Source organism: Ornithinimicrobium sediminis (assembly GCF_021272345.1).
Classification (GTDB): Bacteria; Actinomycetota; Actinomycetes; order Actinomycetales; family Dermatophilaceae; genus Ornithinicoccus; species Ornithinicoccus sediminis_B.
Genome location: NZ_JAJSDQ010000003.1, coordinates 105018 through 122445, shown reverse-complemented (window position 1 = coordinate 122445; position 17428 = coordinate 105018). Strand labels below are relative to the sequence as shown.

At 73.5% G+C, this 17428-nt stretch carries 18 protein-coding genes; 11 read left to right on the top strand and 7 right to left on the bottom strand.

What is annotated here, in order from left to right; genetic code table 11:
• Positions 1–36: 36 nt before the first annotated feature.
• The 3 genes from LVO85_RS08385 (at position 37) to LVO85_RS08375 (ending at position 2604) form a co-directional block, all read left to right on the top strand.
• Positions 37–1146 carry an App1 family protein gene (locus tag LVO85_RS08385; protein ID WP_232746973.1) on the top strand — a complete coding sequence of 370 codons (1110 nt, stop codon included), beginning with the start codon at positions 37–39 and terminating at the stop codon, positions 1144–1146.
• Between the two features lie 9 nt (positions 1147–1155).
• Positions 1156–2016, top strand: coding sequence for an Fpg/Nei family DNA glycosylase (locus tag LVO85_RS08380; RefSeq protein ID WP_232746972.1), 861 nt, complete (start codon positions 1156–1158; stop codon positions 2014–2016).
• 261 nt (positions 2017–2277) lie between these two features.
• Positions 2278–2604 carry a rhodanese-like domain-containing protein gene (locus tag LVO85_RS08375; RefSeq protein ID WP_232746971.1) on the top strand — a complete coding sequence of 109 codons (327 nt, stop codon included), beginning with the start codon at positions 2278–2280 and terminating at the stop codon, positions 2602–2604.
• Positions 2605–2606: 2 nt separating this feature from the next.
• Here the strand turns inward: LVO85_RS08375 and LVO85_RS08370 are convergent, their stop codons facing one another.
• Entirely contained in the window at positions 2607–2840 is a 234-nt protein-coding gene (locus LVO85_RS08370) for a putative acetyltransferase (protein ID WP_232746970.1), read from the bottom strand.
• Between the two features lie 79 nt (positions 2841–2919).
• Here LVO85_RS08370 and LVO85_RS08365 point away from each other — a divergent pair, with 79 nt between their 5' ends.
• The 3 genes from LVO85_RS08365 (at position 2920) to LVO85_RS08355 (ending at position 5728) form a co-directional block, all read left to right on the top strand.
• Positions 2920–4125: an ATP-binding protein gene (locus LVO85_RS08365; RefSeq protein WP_232746969.1), complete on the top strand. Its 1206-nt coding sequence runs from the start codon at positions 2920–2922 to the stop codon at positions 4123–4125.
• An 81-nt stretch (positions 4126–4206) separates the two neighbouring features.
• Positions 4207–5157, top strand: a complete 951-nt coding sequence (locus LVO85_RS08360) for a DUF808 domain-containing protein (RefSeq protein WP_232746968.1) — start codon at positions 4207–4209, stop codon at positions 5155–5157.
• Between the two features lie 64 nt (positions 5158–5221).
• Entirely contained in the window at positions 5222–5728 is a 507-nt protein-coding gene (locus tag LVO85_RS08355) for a DUF3806 domain-containing protein (RefSeq protein ID WP_232746967.1), read from the top strand.
• A gap of 12 nt (positions 5729–5740) precedes the next feature.
• Here the strand turns inward: LVO85_RS08355 and LVO85_RS08350 are convergent, their stop codons facing one another.
• The 3 genes from LVO85_RS08350 to LVO85_RS08340 form a co-directional block, all read right to left on the bottom strand.
• Positions 5741–8269, bottom strand: coding sequence for an ABC transporter permease (locus LVO85_RS08350; RefSeq protein WP_232746966.1), 2529 nt, complete (start codon positions 8267–8269; stop codon positions 5741–5743).
• Between the two features lie 2 nt (positions 8270–8271).
• Positions 8272–9030, bottom strand: a complete 759-nt coding sequence (locus LVO85_RS08345) for an ABC transporter ATP-binding protein (RefSeq protein WP_232746965.1) — start codon at positions 9028–9030, stop codon at positions 8272–8274.
• A 106-nt stretch (positions 9031–9136) separates the two neighbouring features.
• Entirely contained in the window at positions 9137–10105 is a 969-nt protein-coding gene (locus LVO85_RS08340) for a DMT family transporter (RefSeq protein WP_232746964.1), read from the bottom strand.
• Between the two features lie 306 nt (positions 10106–10411).
• Here LVO85_RS08340 and LVO85_RS16755 point away from each other — a divergent pair, with 306 nt between their 5' ends.
• Positions 10412–10537: a hypothetical protein gene (locus tag LVO85_RS16755; protein WP_269813209.1), complete on the top strand. Its 126-nt coding sequence runs from the start codon at positions 10412–10414 to the stop codon at positions 10535–10537.
• A 106-nt stretch (positions 10538–10643) separates the two neighbouring features.
• Complete coding sequence (locus LVO85_RS08335; protein WP_232746963.1) at positions 10644–12590, top strand: alpha-amylase family protein; 1947 nt, start codon at positions 10644–10646, stop codon at positions 12588–12590.
• 6 nt (positions 12591–12596) lie between these two features.
• Here LVO85_RS08335 and LVO85_RS08330 read toward each other — a convergent pair whose 3' ends face one another.
• On the bottom strand, positions 12597–13682 hold the full coding sequence (locus LVO85_RS08330) for an NAD(P)/FAD-dependent oxidoreductase (protein WP_232746962.1): 1086 nt from the start codon (positions 13680–13682) through the stop codon (positions 12597–12599).
• Between the two features lie 52 nt (positions 13683–13734).
• On the opposite strand from LVO85_RS08330, the gene LVO85_RS08325 reads away from it, so the two are divergent.
• Genes LVO85_RS08325 through LVO85_RS08315 form a run of 3 tightly spaced genes read left to right on the top strand, consistent with a single transcriptional unit; the run spans position 13735 to position 16063 of the window.
• The gene (locus tag LVO85_RS08325) at positions 13735–14298 is read left to right on the top strand and encodes an RNA polymerase sigma factor (RefSeq protein ID WP_232746961.1); all 564 of its coding nucleotides are present in this window, start codon (positions 13735–13737) and stop codon (positions 14296–14298) included.
• Positions 14295–14594, top strand: coding sequence for a zf-HC2 domain-containing protein (locus LVO85_RS08320; RefSeq protein ID WP_232746960.1), 300 nt, complete (start codon positions 14295–14297; stop codon positions 14592–14594). Before LVO85_RS08325 ends, LVO85_RS08320 begins: the two co-directional genes overlap by 4 nt.
• Complete coding sequence (locus tag LVO85_RS08315; protein WP_232746959.1) at positions 14591–16063, top strand: dihydrolipoyl dehydrogenase family protein; 1473 nt, start codon at positions 14591–14593, stop codon at positions 16061–16063. Before LVO85_RS08320 ends, LVO85_RS08315 begins: the two co-directional genes overlap by 4 nt.
• A gap of 1 nt (position 16064) precedes the next feature.
• On the opposite strand, the gene LVO85_RS08310 is transcribed toward LVO85_RS08315, so the two are convergent.
• Both LVO85_RS08310 and LVO85_RS17015 read right to left on the bottom strand, forming a co-directional pair.
• The gene (locus tag LVO85_RS08310) at positions 16065–16694 is read right to left on the bottom strand and encodes a CDP-alcohol phosphatidyltransferase family protein (RefSeq protein ID WP_232746958.1); all 630 of its coding nucleotides are present in this window, start codon (positions 16692–16694) and stop codon (positions 16065–16067) included.
• Positions 16687–17382 (bottom strand): TVP38/TMEM64 family protein, encoded by a 696-nt coding sequence (locus LVO85_RS17015; protein ID WP_232746957.1) that lies wholly within the window; start codon positions 17380–17382, stop codon positions 16687–16689. The genes LVO85_RS08310 and LVO85_RS17015 overlap by 8 nt, the downstream gene beginning before the upstream one ends.
• Between the last annotated feature and the right edge of the window lie 46 nt (positions 17383–17428).

Genomic DNA, 17428 nt, shown 5'->3' with positions numbered 1-17428 from the left:
CCTGCGCGGTCGGCCGACGTGGCTAGGGTAGGCGCCATGGCCCGGCCCCATATCGCTGCCGTGATCGAGAACACCTTCTTCGACAGCATCGAGTCGGTCCTGCGCGCCCGTGGCTGGCAGGAGCGCCTCATCGGGTACACCGGCTACGGCACTCCCGGGCAGGTGCGCGTGTTCGCCCGGGTCCTGCTCAGCCGGGAGGAGGTCGACCTCAGCACCCAGGTCCCCGAGGCCCGCAGCTCTCGGCAGGAGATCGAGGAGGCCGACCTGGTGCAGCGCGGCTGGCGTGCCTTCTTCACCGCGCCCGCGGCCAACACCCCGGTGCGCATCCAGGTCGGTGACGCGACCCTGGTCGCCCGCACCGACCGTGGCGGCTACGTCGACGCCGTCGTCGCCGGCCACGGGCTGCAGGAAGGCTGGCACGAGGCACACCTCACCGTCATGAGCGGTGACATGCTCACCACGCCGGTCCAGGTCGTCCGGGCCGACCTGGAGGTCGGGGTCGTCAGTGACATCGACGACACCGTGATGGTCACCCACCTCCCGCGTCCCCTGATCGCGGCGTGGAACACCTTCGTCCGGGACGAGCAGGTGCGTGAGGAGGTGCCCGGCATGGCCACGATGTACCGCTCGTTCCTCAGCGAGAGCGCGGGCACACCGATCTTCTACCTGTCCACCGGCGCCTGGAACACGGCTCCCACCCTGACGCGCTTCCTGCGCAGGCACGGCTTCCCGGCGGGCCCGCTCCTGCTCACCGACTGGGGCCCCACCAACACCGGGTGGTTCCGCAGCGGGCGCGAGCACAAGGCGAACCAGCTGGAGCGGCTGGTCCGTGAGTTCCCTGGCGTGCGGTGGATCCTGGTCGGCGACGACGGCCAGCACGACCCGCAGCTCTACGGCGACTTCGCGCACGCCCACCCCGACAAGGTCGAGGCGGTCGGCATCCGCCAGCTGACACCCGCCCAGCAGGTGCTCTCGCACGGCCTGCCCATCGCGACCGACGAGCTGCTGGGCAAGCGGCACGGTCACGGCGGGGTGCCCATGCTGCGGGCGCCGGAGGGCTACACGCTGCATACTCTGATCCAGAGCGCACGCCAACGCATGGGCCGGCTCAAGCCCAGCTCGTGGGTGCCGCAGGTGGAGGAGTAGGAGGCTGCCGTGCCGGAGCTGCCCGAGGTCCAGGCGCTGACCGACTTCCTGTCCGTGCGCGCGGTGGGCCGGGTCGTCACCGACGTGGAGCTCGGCTCCGTCGCAGTGCTGAAGACCTTCGACCCGCCGCCCGACTCGCTCGTGGGTCGGCCGGTGGACGGGGTCGCCCGGCACGGCAAGTTCGTCGACCTCGACGTCGACGGCACGCACCTGGTCTTCCACCTGGCCAGGGCGGGGTGGCTGCGCTGGTCCGACGCGCTGTCGACCACCCGCATCCGGCCCGGCAGGTCCCCGATCGCGCTGCGGGTGCGGCTCGACGACGGTTCCGGCTTCGACCTGACCGAGGCGGGCACGCGCAAGGGGCTCGCTGCCTACCTCGTGACCGACCCGCAGGAGGTCAAGGGCATCGCGTCGCTGGGGCCCGACCCTCTGGCCGAGGAGTTCACCCGGGAGGCCTTCGCCGCGATCCTGGAGGGTCGCCGCACCCAGGTCAAGGGGCTGCTGCGCGACCAGAGCGTCATCGCCGGCATCGGCAACGCCTACTCCGACGAGATCCTGCACGCGGCCCGGCTCTCGCCGTTCGCGCTCGCCTCGACGCTCACCGAGGAGCAGGTCGACGCGGCGTACACAGCACTGCGCGAGGTCCTGGCCCATGCCGTCGACGTGGCCGGCGGCAAGCCCGCCGCGGAGCTCAAGGACGCCAAGCGTGCCGGGATGGCGGTGCACGGCCGCGCCGGCCAGGAGTGCCCCGTCTGCGGTGACGCCGTGCGGGAGGTCAGCTTCGCCGACTCGGCGCTGCAGTACTGCCCCACCTGCCAGACCGGCGGCAAGCTGCTCGCCGACCGCCGTATGTCGCGCCTCCTCAAGTAGCTCTGCTCGGGGTTTTGCGTCCCCTCGGGGCGTGTTGCTCGGGGTTTCGCACCCTCCCTGGGCCTGTTGCTCGGGGTTTCGCGCCCTCCTGACGGGCTTGCGAGGGATGCAAGTTTCCCTGGCAGCGCGAGGAGTAGGGCGCATTTTCCCTGGCAACGTGCGGGGGTGGGGTGCTTTTTCCCTGGCAACGGGAGGGGGTAGTGGCAGCGAAGTGCCAGGTCCGAGGCTGAAATCTTGGCCGGAGTTTGGCAGGATGGCGCCATGAGCAACGTACCCGAGATCGACGTGACCCAACTGTCCGACGACGCTGTCGTGCTCGACGTCCGGGAGAAGGACGAGTGGACGGCCGGCCGTGCGCCGAACGCCATCTACGCTCCGCTGGCCGACCTCCCGACCAGCCTCGGCAACGTGCCCCACGGTGAGCAGATCCCGGTGATCTGCCGCAGCGGGGGGCGGTCCTCCCGCGCGGTCGAGTGGCTGCAGCGTGAGGGTTTCGACCCCGTCAACGTCGCCGGTGGCATGAAGGCCTGGGCGGCGGCCGGCAAGCCGATGGTGGCCGACACCGACGAGGACCCGAAGGTCATCTGACCTCAGCCGGGACGCCGGGCACCGCGCCGCTGCGGCGGTGGCGGCACCGGCTTGCAGAGCAGCACGTCCGCGAGAGCGATGTGCTCGGGCCCGCGCCGGGTCTGCACCACGACGGTGGTGTCGTCCCGCGCGACGAGATCCCCGAGCGCGTCGCTCGCGCGCTCTCCGCCCTCGATGAGATGACGCACGACGACACGGGTGCCCATCGGCAGGCCCAGCAGTCGCTCCACGGTCACCCCCCGACTCTAGCCCGCGACACTCGCGGACTATCCGGGCCTATCGGGTCTGACGTAGACAACCGCATACGATCCGATCGTGGACCCGGTCACCAACCCCTACGCCCCCGGCGCGGGCCAGCGCCCGCCCGAGCTCGCCGGCCGTGACGAGCAGATCCAGGCCTTCCAGGTCGTGCTCGAGCGCATCGCCCGCGGGCGACCCGAGCGCTCGATGGTCCTCACCGGCCTGCGCGGCGTGGGCAAGACGGTGCTGCTCAACGCCCTGCGCTCGTCGGCGGTCCGGGCCAAGTGGGGCACCGGCAAGCTGGAGGCACGCCCTGACCAGGCGCTGCGCCGGCCCATGGCGGCCGCCCTGCACATGGCCGTCCGCGAGCTCGGTCACCCCCGGGGGGAGGAGCTCGACCATGTGCTCGGCGTCATCAAGGCGTTCGCCCAGCGGGAGGCGCCCGGTGCCAAGCTGCGCGACCGGTGGAACCCCGGCATCGACGCCCCGGCGGTCTCCGGCAGGGCGGACTCCGGGGACATCGAGATCGACCTCGTCGAGCTGCTCACGGACGTCGGGGGACTGGCCGCCGACGTCGGCAAGGGTGTCGCGGTCTTCGTCGACGAGATGCAGGACCTGGGGCCCCAGGACGTCTCGGCGGTCTGCGCAGCGTGTCACGAGCTGAGCCAGTCCGCGCTGCCGGTCATCGTCGTGGGGGCCGGGCTGCCCCACCTGCCGGCGGTGCTGTCGGCGAGCAAGTCCTACTCCGAGCGGCTCTTCCGCTACTCGCGCATCGACCGGCTCGACCGCGAACAGGCGGCCCGTGCGCTGCAGGCCCCGGCGCAGGAGGAGGGCGCCGACTTCACCCCCGAGGCGCTCGCCGAGATGTATGCCGCGACCGGTGGCTACCCCTACTTCATCCAGGCCTACGGCAAGTCGGTCTGGGACCTGGCGCCGCAGTCGCCGATCAGCGCCGAGGACGTGCGGGTCGGCGCCCCGGAGGCCGAGGCCGAGCTCGCGGTCGGCTTCTTCGGCTCACGCTACGAGCGCGCGACGCCGGGGGAGCGGGAGTACCTCCGGGCCATGGCCGACCTCGGTGCCCAGCCGACCGGCGACCTCGCCGAGGAGGCGGTGGAGTCGGTCGCGACCTCCGACGTGGCGACCTACCTGAACCGCAAGCCGCAGTCCCTGTCACCGGCGCGTGACGCGCTGCTGAAGAAGGGGCTCATCTACTCCGGGGAGCGGGGGCGCATCGCCTTCACCGTGCCGCACTTCGGGAGGTACCTGCGCGCGCACACGTGAGTGTCCTGACGGAGCGCCGCGTCGGGCCGACCGGTCTACTGTGTCGCCTGTGAGCATCATCCCGCTGCAGAGGCAGCACTGATGGCCGGCGGACTCGTCGCCCTGCTGGACGACATCGCCGCGCTGGCCAAGCTCGCTGCGGCCTCGATCGACGACGTCGGCGCCGCCGCCGGTCGCGCCGGCGCCAAGGCAGCGGGCGTGGTCGTCGACGACGCCGCCGTCACGCCGCGCTACGTGCAGGGGCTGGCCGCCCAGCGCGAGCTGCCGATCATCAGGCGCATCGCGACCGGGTCGCTGCGCAACAAGCTGCTCCTCATCGTCCCGGCGATCCTGCTGCTCAGCCAGTTCGTGCCCTGGGTCCTCACGCCCGTCCTCATGCTGGGCGGCACCTACCTCTGCTACGAGGGCGCCGAGAAGATCTGGGAGAAGGTGAGCGGGCACCATCCGGCGGAGCAGGACACGCCCTCGGTGGCGCTCGACCCCGAGCACGAGGACACGGTCGTCAAGGGTGCGGTGCGCACCGACTTCATCCTGTCCGCCGAGATCATGGTCATCGCGCTCAACGAGGTCGCCGACGAGCCGTTCCTCTCCCGCGCGGCCATCCTCGTGGTCGTCGCCATCGGCATCACGGCCCTCGTCTACGGCGCCGTCGGCCTCATCGTCAAGATGGACGACATCGGCCTGCACCTCACCGAGCGCGACTCCACCTCGGCGCAGCGGCTGGGCGAGCTGATGGTGAGAGGTATGCCGAAGCTGCTGGCCGCCCTGTCCGTGGTGGGCGTCGTCGCGATGCTCTGGGTGGGCGGTCACATCCTGCTCGTGGGTGCCGACGAGCTGGGCCTCACGGCTCCCTACGACCTCGTCCACCACGCCGAGGAGTGGGTCGCCGAGGCCGTCCCGGCCGCGGCCGGTGCCCTGGCCTGGCTCACCAACACCCTCGCCTCCGCCGTCATCGGCCTGGTCGTCGGGGCGGTCGTCGTCGCCCTGATGCATCTCGTCCCGCGCCCGAAGGAGGCCGCTGCGGCGCACTGAGGCCCGGTCCCGGGTGGGCCACCGACGGCCCACCCGAGGACGTCCCGGTGGATATGGTGGGGCGATGGGATGGTTCAGCCGCAAGAAGGGGCCCGAGTCACCGCCGGTCAGCTCCGGTCCGAGCCTCGAGCTGCCCTCCGAGGAGGACGTCAGCGACGAGGGGGGTGTGCTCGAGCCGGGCGCCACCCGGATCGGCCCGGACGAGGAGGCCCGGATCGCCCGTGCCGTGCGCGAGCTCGAGGCCGAGGGGGTCGACCTCGACGACCTCACCTCCATCGGTGCCGGCTACGACGCCGCCTTCCAGGCCTGGGTCGCCGGCAACCGCAAGGGTGATCACGCGGCGGTCGTCGAGCGCTACGCCATGGGGGTCGGCGAGCACCTCGACCGGCACACCGACCTCGACTGGAAGATCGTCACCGACGTCTTCGGCACCGACCTCGCGGTGGCCGGGGGGTTCCGGCACGACTTCGTGGTGGTGCCGACCAACCTCGTCGGCGGCCGGTGGATGCGCGGTGACACCGGCTGGGTCCCGGAGGTCGTCGGTCACATCGTGCGGCGTCGCGAGCGCTGAGCCCCGTCGGCGCTACTCGACCGTGATGGCCGTGAGGATGTCGACCTTGGCGGCGCGCCGTGCAGGCAGCACCCCCGCCAGCACTCCTGCCAGGGCCGCGGCGACCAGGGCGAGCCCCAGCTGGCCGTAGGGGATGACGAAGGCGGTGAGCTGCTCCTCCAGCGCCAGAGCGAGCACCCAGGCGAAGAAGACGCCGACCACCAGGCCGAGGACGGCCCCGAGCACCGCGATGAGCACGGCCTCCCACCGGACCATCGCGCGCACCTGCCGGCGGGTCATCCCGATGGCACGGACCAGGCCCAGCTCACGCACCCGCTCGAAGACGCTGAGGGCGAGGGTGTTGACGATGCCGAAGAGCGCGATCACCACGGAGAGGCCGAGCAGGCCGAAGACCAGTGCCAGCAGCTGGTTGACGGTGCCCTCCAGCTCCTCACGGAAGCCCTCCTCGTCGGTCACCACCGCGGACGGCAGGTCGGCCACCACGGCCTCGACGGCCGTGCGGCCCGCCTCCACGGACACCCCCTCCGCGAGCCGCATCAGCACCGAGAAGACCTGGGTGGAGCGCACGTTGTCGCGGTACGTGCCGCTGTCGAGGACGTACTGCACGTCGCCGGCGCCGGTGAAGGTGCCGCGCAGCACGAGCTCGGTCTCACCGGTGAGCCCGAAGGCCGTGGGCACCGGGTCGCCGACCGACCAGCCCCCGGCCTCGGCGAGGTCGGGCGTCATCAGGATCCCGCCGTCGGCCAGGGCGGCGGTGGACCCCTCCTGCATCGTGAGGACGAAGAGCTCGTCCATCGTGGCGGGGTCCATCGCCAGGGCGAAGCCGGTGCGCTCCCCGACCCTGACGTCGGTGACCTGCTGGATGCCGACGAGGTCGACCTCGGGCAGCGCCTCGACCTGCTGCGGCAGCTCGTCGGGCAGGCCGGTGAAGGTGGAGGACCTGATCTGCAGGTCGGCGGCGAAGAGGTCCTCGACGGCCTCGGCCACGGTCGCCCGCAGCGAGGCGGCGAAGATCGTCACGAAGCCGACCAGCCCGAGGCCGATCATCAGCGCCGCCGCCGTGGAGGCGGTGCGCCGGGGGTTGCGCATCGCGTTCTCGCGGGCGAGGTCGCCCTGCACCCCGGCCAGCGTGGCCACCGGCACCCCCAGCGCCCGGACCAACGGCCGGGTGAACAGCGGGCTGAGCACTGCGATGCCGAGGAACACCAGCGCTGCGCCCACACCGACCAGGGTGACCCCGCCGCCGGCGAACAGCCCGCCGAGCAGGCCGGCGACCCCGGCGGCGGTCACCAGCCCACCGAGCACGTAGCGTGCCGCACCGGCCCGGGGGGTCACCGGGGCGGCCACCGCCTGGAGCGCCGCGACCGGTGGCACCCGGGTCGAGCGCACGACGGGCAGGAGCGCGGAGACCACGGTCACCACGACGCCCACCACCATGCCGAGGACCACCGTGCGGGGGGTGAGGACCAGTCCGGCGGTGGGCAGGGCGAAGCCGACCGCCTCCAGCAGCGCGACCATGCCCGTCGCGATGCCGACGCCCAGCGCGACGCCGACCGCCGATGCGACCGCCCCGATGGCCGCGGCCTCGCTCAGCATGGCCAGCAGGACCTGCCGACGGCTCGCGCCGAGGGCACGCAGCAGGGCGAACTCCCGGGTGCGCTGGGCCACGATGATCGAGAAGGTGTTGAAGATGATGAAGGCGCCGACGAAGAGCGAGACACCGGCGAAGACGAGCAGGGCGGTGGCGAAGACGTCGAGGAAGCCGCCGATCGACGCGAGCGTCTCGTCCACCAGCTCCTCGGCGGTGATGACCTCGAAGCCCTCGCCTGCCACCGCTGCCGCTGCCTGTGCGACCTCGGCCCGGTCCGCGCCCTCCTCCACGTAGAGCTCGGCGTTGGACCAGCTGCCGTCCGGGCTGAACCGCTCCAGGGCGGCGTCGGCCTCGAAGAGCGTCACGGTCGCGCCGGCCAGGTTGTCGGACTCGCCGAAGCGCACCAGGCCGGTCAGCTCGACCTGCTCGGCTCCCCTCGGGGTGACCACGGTCAGGGTGTCGCCCAGGGCGAAGCTCTCCGACTGAGCCGTCGCGAGGTCGATCGCCACCTCGCCCTCCCGCTCGGGGAAGCGGCCCTCCTGGAGGTCGACCCCGCCCAGGCCCGGCTCGCTGGGGGCGTTGGCCCCGATGGCCGGTGGACCGCCGCCCCCGACGGGCGTGCCGTCCGCGCCGACCAGCTGCGCCGAGCCCTGCACCACCCCCTCGGCCAGACGCACCCCCTCGACCTCGGCGACCTCCTCCAGCAGGTCCTGGGTGACCGGCGTGCGCTCGTCGGCGGCGGTGGTGGCCGAGGACACCTCGGAGGTGCCCCGCAGCTGTAGGTCCAGGCCCCCTGCGGTGCTGCGCACCACGTCGTCGAACGCCAGCCTCATGGAGTCGGTGAGCATGAGGGTGCCGGAGACGAACGCGACCCCCAGCACCACGGCGAGCCCGGTCATCACCAGCCGCAGCAGGTGGGTCCGCAGCCCCGCCAGGGTGACGTTCCACATGGTCAGCCCCCGAGCTCCTTGAGCCGGTCCAGCACCCGCTCGGAGGTCGGGCCGGCCATCTCGTCGACGATGCGCCCGTCGGCCAGGAAGAGCACGCGGTCGGCGTACGCGGCGGCGGTGGGGTCGTGGGTGACCATGACCACCGTCTGGCCGAACTCGGTGACACTGCGCCGCAGGAAGCCCAGCAGCTCGCCGCTGGAGTGGGAGTCGAGGTTGCCGGTCGGCTCGTCGGCGAAGACGACCTCCGGGCGGCCGGCCAGGGCTCGCGCTCCGGCGACCCGCTGCTGCTGCCCGCCGGAGAGCTCGGCGGGGCGGTGACCGAGCCGGGACCGCAGCCCCACGGCGTCGATGACCGTGTCCACCCACCCGCGGTCGGGTGTGCGCCCCGCCAGGCGCAGCGGCAGCTCGATGTTCTCCGCGGCGGTGAGCATCGGCAGCAGGTTGAAGGCCTGGAAGACGAAACCCACCCGGTCACGGCGCAGCCGGGTGAGGTCGGCGTCCTTGAGCCCGGTGATGTCGGTGTCCCCGACCATCACGGTGCCGCTGTCCACGCCGTCCAGACCTGCCATGCAGTGCAGCAGCGTCGACTTGCCTGATCCGGAGGGCCCCATCACGGCAGTGAACTGACCTGCCGGGAAGTCCACGGTGACGCCGTCGAGGGCCCGCACCTCGGTGTCGCCCGCCCCGTAGACCTTGACGAGGTCGACGGCCCTCGCGGCCAGCCGCACGTCGGGCTCCTGCTGCGTCACGGTGTCCGGCACGATGTCCTCCGAGGATGCGGGGGGCCACGGTGGACCGGTGTCGGTCCGTTCCGTCGAGTCCCCTCGGTGCCGGATTGTCGCAGAACGGGCGTGCGCGGCGCCAGGGTCAGGGTCGCCGGCGCAGCCGACGCACCGCAGGGCCTGCGGGCCTGTGCGGCACGCGCGCCAGGCCGGCGACCGCAGCCAGGATGAGCACGGCTCCGACCACCCCCAGCGGGCCGAGGCGCTCGTCGAGCAGCCAGGCGGCCAGCAGGGCGGCGGTCACCGGCTCCACGAGGGTGGCGATGACGGCGGCGCTGCCCGAGGTGGTGCGCAGGCCGGCGTAGAGCAGGCCGTAGGCGAGTGCCATCGTCATCACCCCGAGGTAGAGGAGCACGGCGACGGCCTGGGGGTCGGCGGTCAGCACCGGCGCACGCCCCCAGCTGGCCACGACCCCCACGGGCAGCAGCACCGCGGCGCCCACGGTCGTCGCGGCCGTGGTCAGGACGATGGCCTGGGAGCCCCGGGCGAGGTCGCGCCCGACCACGGTCGCCACGGCATACCCGGTGCCGGCGGCGACGGCAGCGGCGATGCCGAGTGCCGGCCTGGGTCCCGAGGTGGTCCCTTCCGACAGGCTCACCAGCACCAGACCGGTGAGGGCCGCCGCGAGCACGGGCCAACGGCCAGGCGCGGGCAGCGACCGCGAGCGGACGCTCTCCCAGACCGTGACCAGCACCGGGGCCAGCCCCAGGGCGACCACCGTCGCGACGCTGACCCCCACGTTGACGACGGCGGTGAAGTACAGCGCCTGGTAGGCCGCGGTGCTGAGCCCCACGGCGCAGACCCGGGCGGGCGCTGCGGTCAGCACGGCGCGGACGTGCCCCAGGCGGCGCAGCACCGCGACCAGCAGCAGCAGGACCGCGGCCGCGACCGCCATCCGGTGCGCGCTGACCATGAGCACGGTGAGGTCGGTGAGGTCCTGGAGCACGACGACCGCGAGCCCGCCGGTGCCCCAGAGGGCCCCGGCCGCGCAGATCTGCAGCAGGCCGAGTGCGGACGCGTCGGTGCCCGACGCGAAGGTGCGGGTGGGTGTCACGGGGCGCTCCTGAGGGGGCCGACGGGGGTGTCAGGTCCGGAGCGCAGGCCCGTCGGCCGCACAGGACGGCCGGTCAGGGCGTGGGCGCTCCGGTCAGGAGGCCGGAGGCGGCAGGATGCCGCTGCAGGAGGTCACGACGGGCATCCTGCCTCGCCAAGGGCTGCTCGGGCAACCGGATCGTGTTCGATAGGCCACTCTAAACTAAAGCTGATAATGCCCTATACACGACGAGACGCGACATGGTCCGGCACAGGTGGGGGCCGTACAGTCTGTCCCCTGCGACCGTCGACCCGAAAGGCACACGAGATGACGCACGACGACCTGGCCGAGATGCGCAGGGCCCGCGCCCGGCGCCAGCGCGTGATTGCGCTGGTGGTGATCATCGCCATGGCCGTGCCGGCCGGCGCCGCGGCGTGGACGATGGTCTTCTGAGCCACGCACGACGGCGGTATGCCGGCGGCCCGGGCACGGCGGACCCTGGTCCCGGGTGGGCCGGTGTGGTGGGATGGGACCCGTGACAGCGGTTACACCCTCCCCTGTGTCGCTGCCTGACCTCCCGGTGGCCAGCGCGCGTGCCGTGGGGGAGCGGCTGGCCCCCCTGCCGGCGCACCGGCGCACCACCTTCTGGCTGCGGGCGCGTCGCTGGTGGGACGACCTCGTCACGGGTCTGGAGGTCTACGCCGACCCGCACACGGTCGCGGGGCGGCTGCTGGAGCTGGCCGCCGCGGCCTACGCCGGTCGGGCCGACGACCTGCACGTCCTCGACGAGCAGCGGCTGCTGGAGCCGGACTGGTTCCAGCGGCCGGACATGGTCGGCTACGCCGCCTACACCGAGCGGTACGCCGCGTCCGGCACCGGGCTGCCCGGGGTCGCCGAGCGGGTGGACCACCTGCGTGACCTGGGTGTCACCTACCTGCACCTCATGCCGCTGCTCGAGCCGCGACCGGCCCCCAACGACGGGGGGTACGCCGTGGCCGACTACCGCTCGGTCCGCCCGGACCTGGGCACCATGGACGACCTGCGTGACCTCGCGGCGACGCTGCGCGCCAACCGGGTCAGCCTGTGCCTGGACCTGGTCCTCAACCACGTCGCGCAGGAGCACGAGTGGGCCGTGGCCGCCCGCAGCGGGGACCCGCACTACCGTGACTACTTCTACGTCTACGCGGACCGCACCGAGCCGGACGCGTTCGAGGCGACCCTGCCGGAGGTCTTCCCGGACTTCGCGCCGGGCAACTTCACCTGGGACGAGGAGCTGTCGGCGTGGGTGTGGACGACGTTCAACGCCTACCAGTGGGACCTCAACTGGGCCAACCCCGACGTCTTCTGCGAGATGGCCGACGTCATCCTCAACCTCGCCAACCACGGGGTGGAGGTGCTGCGGCTGGACGCGATCGCGTTCACCTGGAAGCGCAAGGGCACCAACTGCCAGAACCAGCCCGAGGTGCACCAGCTCACCCAGGCGCTGCGCGCGGTGGCCCGCATCGCGGCCCCCGCGCTGGTCTTCAAGGCGGAGGCCATCGTCGGGCCGGACGACCTGGTCCACTACCTGGGCCGCGGTGTCCATCACGGCAAGGTGAGCGACCTCGCCTACCACAACAGCCTCATGGTGCAGATCTGGTCGATGCTGGCCAGCCGGGACGTGACGCTGGCCGCGCACGCCCTGGCCCGCATCCCGGCGATCCCGTCGACCACCGCCTGGATCACCTACCTGCGCTGTCACGACGACATCGGGTGGGCCATCGACGACGGTGACGCGGCGGCCGTGCAGCTCAACGGCTACGAGCACCGTGGCTTCCTGTCGCGCTTCTACACCGGCGACTTCGAGGGGTCCTTCGCCGACGGGCTCGTCTTCCAGCACAACCTGGCGACCGGTGACATGCGGGTCAGCGGCTCAGCGGCGAGCCTGGCGGGCGTCGGCCGGGCCCTGCGTGACGGCGACCGGGGGCGTCTGGACGACGCGGTCGGCCGGCTGCTGCTCGGGCACGCGCTCGTCCTCGGGTGGGGCGGCATCCCGGTGATCTGGTCCGGTGACGAGATCGCGGCGCTCAACGACCCGCACTGGGACGAGGTGGCCGAGCACGCCGAGGACAACCGGTGGGCGCACCGGCCGGCGCTGGACTGGGACGTCGTCGACGCGCTCGCCGACGACCCCGGCTCGCCCGCTGCCCGCGTATGCCGTGGCCTGCGGGCCATGGTGCGGGCCCGGGCCTCGCTGCCGCACCTGCATGCCAGCGTGTCGGCGCACCCCCTCCCGACGGGTGCTCCAGGGGTGCTCGGGGTCGTCCGGCAGCACCCGCTGGGAGCGATGGTCGGCATCTACAACGTGACCGAGCACGACCGCTACGTGCCGGCCTGGTGGCTGGCCGCGCAGGGCCTCGACCCGCACGCCGTCCTCGACCACCTCACAGGTGCACCGCCGCCGGTGACGGAGTACGACGACCTCCGTCTGGCGGCATACCAGGCCATGTGGCTGACGGCCCGCTGAGGCGCCTCACGGGCGGTAGGCCGCCAGCCAGCGCCGGTCGATGACCCGCTTGAGGCGGAGCGCCGAGGCTCCCTGCCACCACCACCGGCCGCGCGCCGCCAGGCCCGCGCCCCCGCCGAGGTCGAGCACCTGCAGGGCGTGGCGCTGCGGCCGGTAGGCGGGCAGCGCCTCCCCCTGGCTCCGGGCGAGCAGGCTCGCCAGCAGCACCGGACCCTGGCGCACACCGTGCACCCCGATGCGTGGCAGCCGTCCCGGCAGGAAGTCGGCACAGTCACCGGCGGCGTACACCTCGTCGTGGTCGCGGTGCTGCAGGGTGGCCCGGACGGGGACGCCCTGCGGCCCCCCGAGGCCGGTGGCGGCGACGAGCGGGGGCGCCACGAGACCGGTGGCCAGCACGACGACGTCGTGGTCGAGCACCTCGCCGTCCCGCGTCAGCACGTGCCCGCAGCGCACCTCGGTGACCGCCACCCCCGTCCTGACCACCACCGCGCGGTCGGCCAGCAGCCGGCGCACCCGACGGCGAGCACCCTGGGGGAGTGCCCCGCCCACGACGGGGCCCGCCTCGAGCAGCAGCACCGAGGCGACGCCGGGCAGGACGGACAGGTGGCCGGCGAGCTCCAGCCCGGAGGGTCCGCCACCGACCACCGTCACCCGGGCCCCGCGCGGTGCTGCCTCCCGCACCCGCTCGGCCAGCGCGGCGAGCTGTTCCAGAGGCTTCACCCGCAGCACGTCGGGGTCCACGACCAGGCCGTCGGCGGAGGCGACGCTGCCGATGTTGACCGAGAGCACGTCCCAGGCCAGCCACACGCCGTCGGAGGTGAGCACCCGGTGGCCCGGCAGGTCGACCGACACCAGCCGGGCCACGTGGTGGCGCACGCCGGTCCGTCCCGCGAGCCCGGCCACGTCGAGCGTGCCCGAGCCCGGCGGCAGGGCGCCGGCAGCCGTTGCCGAGGCCACCCCGCTGTAGGCGAACGTGGCCGGCGCCAGGAGGTGCACGTCGTGACCGGCCGCGCGCAGGCTCCCGGCCTCCGCCAGCAGGTGCAGGTGGGCGTGGCCCGCCCCGACCAGCAGGAGGACGGAAGGCTCGGGCATGGGCCCAGTATCGGCCGGGAAGAGCCGGGGCCCGTCAGCGGGTTACCCCGGTGTGCCCCCGCCCACCCGCCCTGCGCTCGAGGACCCGGCTCGCGCCTTCCGCGAGCACGTGGAGCCGCAGATCGAGGTCATGCTGCGGGTGGCCCTGTCGCTGACCGGGCGTCGCGCCGACGCGGAGGACCTCGTCCAGGAGTCGCTGCTGCGGGCCTACCGCGCCATCGACCGCTTCGACGGGCGACACCCGCGGGCCTGGCTGCTGACGATCCTGCGGCACACGCACGTGAACATGCACCGCCGGCGCCGGCCCGACACCCTCGCGGACTGGGACCGCGTGGGCGACGCCCGCCCGGCTTTCGGTGCCGCCCGCCAGCAGAGCGCCGAGGACACCGTGGTCGACGGCACGCTCGACGAGCAGCTGGCCGCCGCGGTGGCCACCCTCGACCCCCGTTTCCGCGCCGTGCTGGTCCTGGTGGACGTCGACGACCTCAGCTATGCCGAGGCCGCCGCCACCCTCGGCATCCCCGTCGGCACCGTCATGTCCCGCCTCAGCCGTGCTCGCCGGCGTGTGCGCGAGGCTCTCGGCTCCGACGCACTCTCCCCAGGAAGGCAGTCATGAGGTCATCACTGCGCCAGATGGTCACCTGCATGTGGTCGGCCCGTCGCCTCCAGCGCTATCTCGACGCGGACCCCTCCGCACCGCTCACGCCCGGCGAGATCGCCCGCATCGAGGAGCACCTGGCCGTCTGCGCCAAGTGCGCCGACTCGGCCTACGAGCTGCACGCCCTGCACCACGCCCTGGCCGGCTGGTCGCAGCGTCCGGAGCCCGACGAGGCCAGCCTGACCCGGCTGCGCGGCTACCTCGACGAGCTCACCGGCTCACCGCGCGGCCCGCACGGGCAGGAGACACCGTGACCGCACCGGCCGCCACCCGGGCGGCCGCCGGGCGGCTCGACGCAGCGCCCTGGGACCTCGTGGTCGTCGGTGGCGGCACCGCGGGCATCGTCGGCGCCAAGACGGCGGCCCGCCTGGGGGTGAGGGTGCTCCTCGTCGAGCGGGAGCGCCCCGGTGGGGACTGCCTGTGGACCGGGTGCGTGCCGTCCAAGTCGCTCATCGCGGCGGCGGAGGCCGCGGCGTCCGCGCGGCGGGCGGCCCGTCTGGGCGTCGACGTCTCCGGAGTGCGGGTCGACTTCACCCGCGTGATGCAGCACGTCCGCGGCGTCATCGCGCACATCGAGCCGGTGGACACCCCGGAGGCCCTGGAGGCCGCCGGCGTGCGGGTGCTGACCGGTGACGCACGCTTCACGGGCCCGGGCACCCTCGACGTGGACGGTCGCACCATCCCCTTCCGCCAGGCCCTGGTCACCACCGGTGCGGCCCCCGCGGTGCCACCGGTCCCGGGGCTGGCGGACACGGCATACCTCACCAGCGACTCGGTCTGGGGGCTCACCGGGCTCCCGCGTGACCTCGTGGTGCTGGGCGGCGGGAGCATCGGCGCCGAGCTCGGCCAGGCGTTCGCCCGGCTCGGCACCCAGGTCACGGTGGTGGAGGGGGCCTCCCGGCTGCTGCCGCGGGAGGACGTGTATGCCGCTCGGCTGGTCACCGCGTCGCTGGAGGCCGACGGCGTGAGGGTCCGGACCGGACAGGCCGTGGCCCGGGTGGAGCCCGGGCCGGACGGCACCGGTGCCCTGCTGCTCGAGGACGGCACCCGGGTGGCCTTCGGCAGGCTGCTCGTGGCCGTCGGCCGCTCGCCGCGCACGGCCGACCTGGGGCTGGCGTCGGCCGGGGTCGAGGTGGGGCCGGGTGGGTTCCTGGTCGTCGACGACCGCCTGCGCACCACGAACCCACGCATCTGGGCAGCCGGGGACCTGACCGGGAAGCCGCAGTTCACCCATGTCGCCGCAGCGCACGGCAGCCTGGCGGCGAGCAACGCCGTGCTGGGTCTGCGCCGCAGCGTGTCCGGAGCAGCCCTGCCGCGGGTCACGTTCACGCACCCGGAGGTCGCGGCCGTGGGGGTCGCCACCGACCCGCTGCCCGAGGGCATGACCCTGGCCGAGTGGGACCACGCCCACCTCGACCGGGCGGTCGCGGAGGGGCAGACCGAGGGCGTCAGCCGGCTGGCCGTCGACCGCAAGGGCCGCATCGTCGGAGCCACCCTGGTCGGCCCACGCGCGGGGGAGAGCCTCGGCGTCGTGACCCTGGCCATCACCCGTGGCCTGACCACCCGGGACCTCGCCGGGGTCGTGCACCCGTACCCGACCTACGACGACGGCCCGTGGAACGCCGCGGTCGCCCATGCGCGCCAGGCGCTGGAGCAGCCTGCGGTGCGCACCGCGACCCGGGCGCTCGCCGGTGCCCGCCGGTGGTGGCTGGACCGCCGCTGACCTACCTCAGGGCCCGGTAGCCGGCGACCACCCGGTGCGCCGCGCTGACTCCGACGACGGCGGCCCAGACCAGCGCCAGCACCCCCGCGTGCTGCGGCAGCACCAGCCACAGGGAGTGGACGACGACGGTCTCGGTGCCCTCGGCCAGGCCGCCGAGGAAGCTGAGGGACCGGCCGTCGTCGATCCGGCGGCCGGTGCGCTCGGCGACGGAGGAGAACGCCAGGAACGCCGCCCCGTTGACGTAGTAGGCGAGCAGCACCAGCAGGAAGGGCAGCCAGCTGGTGTCCGGGTAGGCCGACGTGACGCCGACCGCCACCCCGACGACCGTGGCGCCGTAGACGGTGAAGTCGGCGGTGATGTCGAGGAAGCCTCCCGCCTGCGACGCGGGCTCGGGCCGGCCGCGGGCACGGCGGCGGGCCAGCGGCCCGTCCAGCCCGTCGCACACCCGGGAGGCCAGCCACAGGACCAGTGCCACCCACCACCAGGTGAGCCCCGCGGCGACCGCGCTGCCCAGGCCGATGACCAGCCCCGCGACGGTGAGCCGGTCGGGGGAGAGCCAGGGCCGGTCCACCGCCGCGGCGGCGCGGGTCACAGCCGGGTCGAGCGCCCGGCGCGCCACCCGGTCAAGCACGCGCGCCCTCGTCGGGCTCCACACCCGGCTCCACGCCCCGCGCTCGTGCCCCGCGGGCGCGACGGCGCAGCAGCGCTCCTGCGGCGGCGACGAGCAGCACCACCCCGCCGGCGACGAACACCGCACGCCACGGGTCCTCGGTGCCGTAGGCCCCGATGGAGGCGTAGGCCACGACGCCGGGGACCATCCCGAGCGCGGTGCCGACGACATACGGAGGGAACGGGACGCCGCTCAGCCCGGACCCGTAGTTGATGGCGGTGAACGGCGCGACCGGGATCAGCCGGACCGTGAAGATCGACCACATGCCGTTGTCGCGCAGGTGCTGGTCGATGCGCTCCAGGCGTCCCCGGGTGAGCCGTTCGACCGCGTCACGGCCCAGCAGCCGGCCGACCGCGAAGGCGGCGACGGCGCCGACCAGGCCCGCGGTCCAGGCCAGCAGGGAGCCGACCGCCATGCCGAACACCGCACCGCTGACGACGGTCAGCACACTCTTGGGCACGGCGAGCAAAGTGAGGGTGGCGAAGAGCAGGAGGAAGGAGACCGGGCCCCACAGGCCCGCCTGCTCCATCCGTGCCCGGGTCTCCTCGACGTCCGGTGCGCCGACCTGGGAGGCGGCCCACCACACGAGCAGGAGGACGACGAGCAGCACCGTGCCCCGCACGAACGTGCCGAGGTTGCTGGGCGTCACGATGTTCCTCCAGGTCAGGCTGACATGCTGTCACGGGAAGCCACCG